Genomic DNA, 6,218 nt, shown 5'->3' with positions numbered 1-6,218 from the left:
CAGTACGCCGTGCGGGGGGCAGGTCTGTCATGCCACCCGAATTCGGGGCTTGACACACACCGCGATCGCGGATAAATGGCCACGACCGAGTTCCGAGGGGATACCGGTCGGAGGACCGGGCCCTCTGTGGATTCCGGCTGGTCCGGGCCGCAACCGTGCCCAGCCCATACGGCCTGCCCGGTGACCTGAGACCGCTTCGGCGGGGCGGACGTGGCTGATGCCACCGCAGAGGCGCGCCGCGTTCGCTGTGCTCGCCGACGTGGCACACCCGTGCTCGAGGTCCGGGTGGCTGTCCATGACGCACGGTCGTCACGTGGTATCGGGTGCGCCGGATACCCGGAAGAAGGCGATGGGGACCGACAGCGTCGGTCTTTTACCAACATCGGTTTGTCGTGTCAAGTTCCGAAATGCAGTAGCAGGACAACGCCTGCTCGACCGGGCCTACTGGAGAGGCGGAAGGATTTTCTGAAGAAAATCTTCGCCCGCAATGGCCGTGACGAGATCGGGATGCCCTTCGCCGGGGTGTCCTGCACCGAAAAACGTGGCGGCGTCGAGAATTATCGCCGGGCAGGCGCGATCGAGTCCGAATGGCGACCCGATGGTGGACTGCACTTACTACAGGTGGACGACATGTTTCAGTGGCATTGTGACCGGACAAGTGCTCATGGCGCCGTGGCCTGCGGATGGCTCGCTCGGGCCATTCCCGGAATGGTCGGGCACATGGCGGCGGCCGTGAAGGCGGCTGACCGGAGCGTTCTCGGGGAGTCCAAGTGACCGGGGAATCCGTGGGGGTCCTGACGGCCTCATCCACCGGAATTCCGGCCTCCCAGGACGCCGGGCACGCCGGACCGGTCCCGGACACCGCCGAGCTCCTCGCAGAGGTGCTGGCCGGTGTCGTGGGCGCCGCCCAGGTATCGGCCGACAGCCACTTCTTCCATGACCTGGGTGCCGACTCGATGGTGATGGCCCGGTTCTGCGCCCGGGTCAGGAAGCGGTCGGATCTGCCCGCGGTGTCGATGAAGGACATCTACCGCCATCCGACGATCCGGGGCCTGGCAAGTGCCCTCGCGGACACGGTGCCGGCTTCCTCCGAGGTGTCCGCCGCGGTCGGGACCCCGTCCGGGCCCGAGTGCGGATCCGCGACCACGCCCCGTACCGAGTCCACTGCCGGCTCCGGTTCCCGGGCCGGAACCAGGACCGACTCGGGGCCCGGCGCGGAGCCGCCGACCACCGGAACACGGCAGTACGTCGTGTGCGGCATGCTGCAGTTCTTGATCTTCCTCGGCTACTCCTGTCTCGCCGCTCTCGTCACGGTCGAGGGATACCAGTGGATCAGCTCCGGTTCCGGACCGGTCGAGATCTACTTCCGGTCGGTCCTGTTCGGTGGCGCGGGCTTCCTGGGCATGTGCATCGTTCCGGTCCTGGCGAAGTGGCTGCTCATCGGCCGCTTCACACCCCGCGAGTTCCCGGTCTGGAGCCCGACCTACCTGCGCTTCTGGTGTGTGAAGACCCTGATCCGCACCAGCCCCGTGCGTCTTTTCGCCGGGTCGCCGCTCTATGTGCTCTATCTGCGGGCACTGGGGGCGAAAATCGGGCGAGGCGCCGTGGTCCTGTCCACCCATGTGCCCGTGTGCACCGACCTGCTCACCATCGGCGAGGGCACCATCATCCGCAAGGACGTGCTCGTCTCCTGCTACCGGGCCCATGACGGTGTGATCGAGACCGGCCCCGTGACCCTTGGTGACGACGTGGTCGTCAGCGAGCAGACGGTGCTCGACATCGGCACCTCGATGGGCGACCGGGCCCAGCTCGGTCACGCCTCCAGCCTGCACACCGGGCAGACGGTGCCGCCCGGCGAGCGCTGGCACGGGTCCCCGGCTGTGCGCACCGATGTGGACTACGGGAAGCTCGGCCCCGCCCGTTGCACCACGGCAAGGCGGGCCGCCTACAGCATCATGCAACTGCTGAACCTGCTGGCGATCCATCTGCCGCTGGCGATGGCGGGCGTGGCGATACTGATCACCGCCTTCCCGCAGCTCAACGCATTCCCGCACTCGCAGGCCGCAGCTTTCGCGAGCTGGACGTTCTACCTCGATGCCCTGCTGGCGTCATTCGTGGTGTTCTTCGGTGCCTCGTTCGTCGGCCTCCTTGCCGTGGTGACCGTGCCGCGCTTGCTCAAGCGGGCCGTGAAACCGGACAGGGTCTATCCGCTGTACGGCTTCCACTACGGCATCCAGCGAGCGATCGCGTTCATGACCAACCGGAAGTTCTTCACCACACTGTTCGGCGACAGCTCCGGCATCCTGCACTACCTGCGCTGGCTCGGATACGACCTTCGCGGGGCGGAGCAGACCGGGTCGAACTTCGGTACGGAGGTCAAGCACGACAGCCCGTACCTGAGTTCGGTCGGCAACGGGACGATGGTCGCCGACGGCCTCTCGGTCATCAACACCGACTTCTCGAGTACGTCCTTCCGTATGTCCCGGACGACGATCGGGCCGCGCAATTTCCTCGGGAACCGCATCGCGTATCCGTCGCAGGGAAGGACGGGCGAGAACTGTCTGCTCGCAACCAAGGTCATGGTGCCCATCGACGGACCGGTACGCGAGGGCGTGGGCCTGCTGGGCTCGCCCAGTTTCGAGATCCCTCGCACCGTCGAGCGTGACAACACGTTCAACCACCTGGCGACCGGAGACGAACTGCGCCGCCGTCTTGCGGCCAAGAACCGGCACAATGCGCTCACCGCCACGCTGTACCTGCTGGCACGGTGGATCCACTTCTTCGTGATCACCCTGATCGGCCTGGGCGCTGCGCATGTCCACCCGGTACTCGGCGCACCGGCGGTCGCGGCGGCCGGAGTCCTCATCCTTGCGTTCACCGTCGTCTACTTCGGCGTGCTCGAGCGGGCCTCCACCGGATTCAAGGCGCAGCAACCGTTGTACTGCTCGATCTACGAGCCCCCCTTCTGGCAGCACGAACGCTTCTGGAAGATGGCATCGGTCGACTACCTCGAGGTCTTCAACGGCACCCCGTTCAAGAACCTGGTCTGGCGGCTTCTGGGGGTCCGGCTCGGCCGCAGGGTCTTCGACGACGGCTGCTTCTTCCCCGAGCGCACGCTCGTCACCATCGGAGACGACTGCACGCTCAACGCGGGCACCGTGATCCAGTGCCACTCGCAGGAGGACGGCACCTTCAAGTCCGACCGCAGCACGATCGGCGACGGCTGCACGCTCGGTGTCGGCTCGTTCGTCCACTACGGCGTGACGATGGGCGACGGCGCGCAGCTCGCCCCCGACTCCTTCCTGATGAAGGGCGAGGAAATCCCGGCGCACGCCCGCTGGGGTGGAAATCCGGCCCGTCACATGGGGGACCACGAGCCCCGTCGGCAGCCCCGCCCGGCGACAGACGCCCACCCTGCCGCCATGACGGCGGGCAGCTGATACCGCCGCGAAACCAACAGCAACAGCAACGAGCAGAGGAAAGACCGATGGGAACGCAGGAAAGTCACAGGGAAGGCAGCCGGGAGTTCTGGCGTGGTGTGCTGACGGCGGGCGGTTTCACCGCAGTGCCGCGGTGGACTTCCGTTCCGGTGGCGGGCGTGCGGGAGCACGAGGTGGCGGTGCCGGATGACGTGGTTGCGGCGTTGTCCCGGCGGGCGCAGGAGCTGGCGGTGCCTCTGGCTTCGCTGCTGCTGGCCGCGCACGCCAAGGTGCTGTCGGTACTGTGCGGCGAGCAGGAAGTGGCGACCGGCTACATCGCCGCCGACGGCCGGGCACTGCCGTGCCGGCTGACGACCGAACCCGCCACTTGGCGGGCGCTGCTGCGAAGCGTCCATCGGACCGCATCCGACCTGCTGTCGCACCAGGACTTCCCGGTCGACGACGTCAGGCGTGAACTGGGCATCACCGGGCCGTCGTTCGAGACCGAGTTCGACCCGGCCGGCGTCGGCGGCGGCCTTGCCGAGAACACCGTCCTGCGGGTGGCCGTCGCCCAGCTCGACGGCCGGCCGGTGCTGCGGCTGCACTACCGCACCGACGCCCTGGACGCCGACAGTGCCACCCGCATCGCGGGTTACCACCTCACCGCTCTCGAACACATCGCCACCGACCTCGATACCGCCCACGCGGGGCAGAGCCTGCTGTCGCCCGAGGAGCTCCACCTTCAGCTCGAAACCTTTGCCGGACCCAGCAGGGAACTGCCCGACCGGCGGATGCACGAGGTGTTCGAGGAGCGGGTGCGGGCGCATCCGGATGCGGTCGCGGCGGTCCAGGGAGGCCGGCAGTGGACGTACGGGGAGCTGAACGCACGGGCGAACCGGCTGGGCCGGGCACTGCTTGCGCGGGGCATCGGCCGCGAGGACGTGGTCGCGGTCGTCACCGAGCGCAACCTGGACTGGCTGGCCGCGGTCCTGGCGGTCTTCAAGGCCGGTGGTGTCTACCTTCCCATCGAGCCGCACTTTCCTGCCGAACGCATTGCGGCCACCGTGACCCGCGCCGGTTGCGCCCTGGTGCTGACCGAGCCGGGCAGCACGACCAGCCTGGACGAGGCACTCGGCTCCCTGCCGGGAGTCGACAGGCTGCTCGTCGACGCCGTCTGGCGGGAAGACCACCCCGACGGCGATCTCGGCATCGAGGTAGCCCCCGACCAGCTCGCGTACATCTACTTCACCTCCGGTTCCACCGGCGAGCCCAAGGGCGCGATGTGCGAGCACGCCGGGATGCTCAACCACCTCTTCGCCAAGATCGACGATCTGGAGATCGGCGAGGGGCAGGTGGTGGCCCAGACCGCGCCGCAGTGCTTCGACATCTCGCTGTGGCAGCTGGTGGCGGGCCTGCTGGTGGGCGGGCGGACCCTGCTGGTCGAGCAGGAGGTGATCCTCGACGTCCCCCGCTTCCTCGACACGGTCACCGAGGGCCGGGTCGCCGTGCTCCAGGTCGTGCCCTCCTATCTCGAAGCAGTCCTCACCGCTCTTGAGCAGCACCCCCGTGCCCTGCCCGATCTGCGGTACGTGTCGGTGACCGGGGAGGCGCTGAAGAAGGAGCTCGCACAGCGCTGGTTCGGCGTCCATCCGGACATCCGGCTGGTCAACGCCTACGGGCTGACCGAGACCTCCGACGACACCAACCACGAGGTCATGGACCGGGCACCGGAGCGGATCCTGCTGGGGGGCGCGGTCAACAATGTGCGCGTCCATGTGGTCGACGAGAATCTGTCACCTGTGCCACTGGGCGCCCCGGGCATCATCGCGTTCTCCGGGATCTGTGTCGGCCGCGGTTACATCAACGACCCCGAACGCACCCGAGCGGCCTACCTGACCGATCCGCACCGTGCCGGAACGCGTCTCTACCTCGGCGGCGACTACGGCCGCTGGCACCCCGGCGGAAAGCTGGAGTTCCTCGGCCGGAAGGACGCCCAGGTCAAGATCCGCGGGTTCCGGATCGAGATCGGCGAGATCGAGAACACCCTGCTGCGCCTGCCCGGGGTGCGTGACGGTGCGGTGGTGGTCACGGAACGGGCCGGCAACGTCAAGCACCTGGTGGCGTTCTACAGCAGCCCGGAGCCCCTGGAATCCACTGATCTGGCGGAGCGGCTGGGTGCCTCACTGCCCGCCTACATGGTCCCTTCCGCCTTCCACTGGCGGGAAAGTCTGCCGCTCACCGCCAACAGCAAGATCGACAAAAAGGCGCTGACGGCGCTGTCCGTCGATCTGGACACTGCCGAGGAGAAGCACGAGCCGCTGAGCTCGCCGGCCGAGCAGCAACTGGCGGCCGCCTGGGCAACGGTGCTCGGCATTCCTCAGGAGCAGGTCGGGCGCCGCGACCACTTCTTCGACCGGGGAGGCACCTCTCTGTCGGCGGTGAAGCTGGCCATCGCCCTGGACCGGGCGGTGTCCCTCAAGGACATCACCCGTCATCCGGTTCTCGCCGACCTCGCCGCACTCCTCGACCCGAGTCCACGACAGGACGACGCCCAACTGCTGACTTCTTCCTGATCAGCACCGACAAGAACAGCATCGAAAGGAAACACCATGCCGTACCCCATCCCGACATCACGGCTCGAGGTGGAGTCGCAGCCCGGCAAACCCCCGGTACTGCACATCGACACCCCCGACGACCCGACGAGCTGGGCGGCCGGGCACCGTGATGCGCTGCGTGCGGTCGTTGCGGAGCACGGTGCGGTTCTCGTGCGTGGTCTGGGGCTGCGGGACGCCGGTACGG

At 67.7% G+C, this 6,218-nt stretch carries 2 protein-coding genes and 1 pseudogene; all 3 read left to right on the top strand.

What is annotated here, in order from left to right; all coding sequences use genetic code 11:
- Positions 1-770: 770 nt before the first annotated feature.
- Entirely contained in the window at positions 771-3,440 is a 2,670-nt protein-coding gene (locus AC068D_RS35495; protein WP_478827279.1) for a Pls/PosA family non-ribosomal peptide synthetase, read from the top strand.
- 47 nt (positions 3,441-3,487) lie between these two features.
- Positions 3,488-5,992 (top strand): non-ribosomal peptide synthetase, encoded by a 2,505-nt coding sequence (locus AC068D_RS35490; RefSeq protein ID WP_478827278.1) that lies wholly within the window; start codon positions 3,488-3,490, stop codon positions 5,990-5,992.
- A gap of 36 nt (positions 5,993-6,028) precedes the next feature.
- A pseudogene (locus tag AC068D_RS35485) lies at positions 6,029-6,218 on the top strand (TauD/TfdA family dioxygenase); the annotation flags it as partial.

The sequence above is a fragment of the Streptomyces sp. NPDC043861 genome (assembly GCF_056435905.1).
The sequence above is the reverse complement of the archived record's forward strand: the minus strand, read 5'-3'. Positions and strand labels throughout refer to the sequence as shown.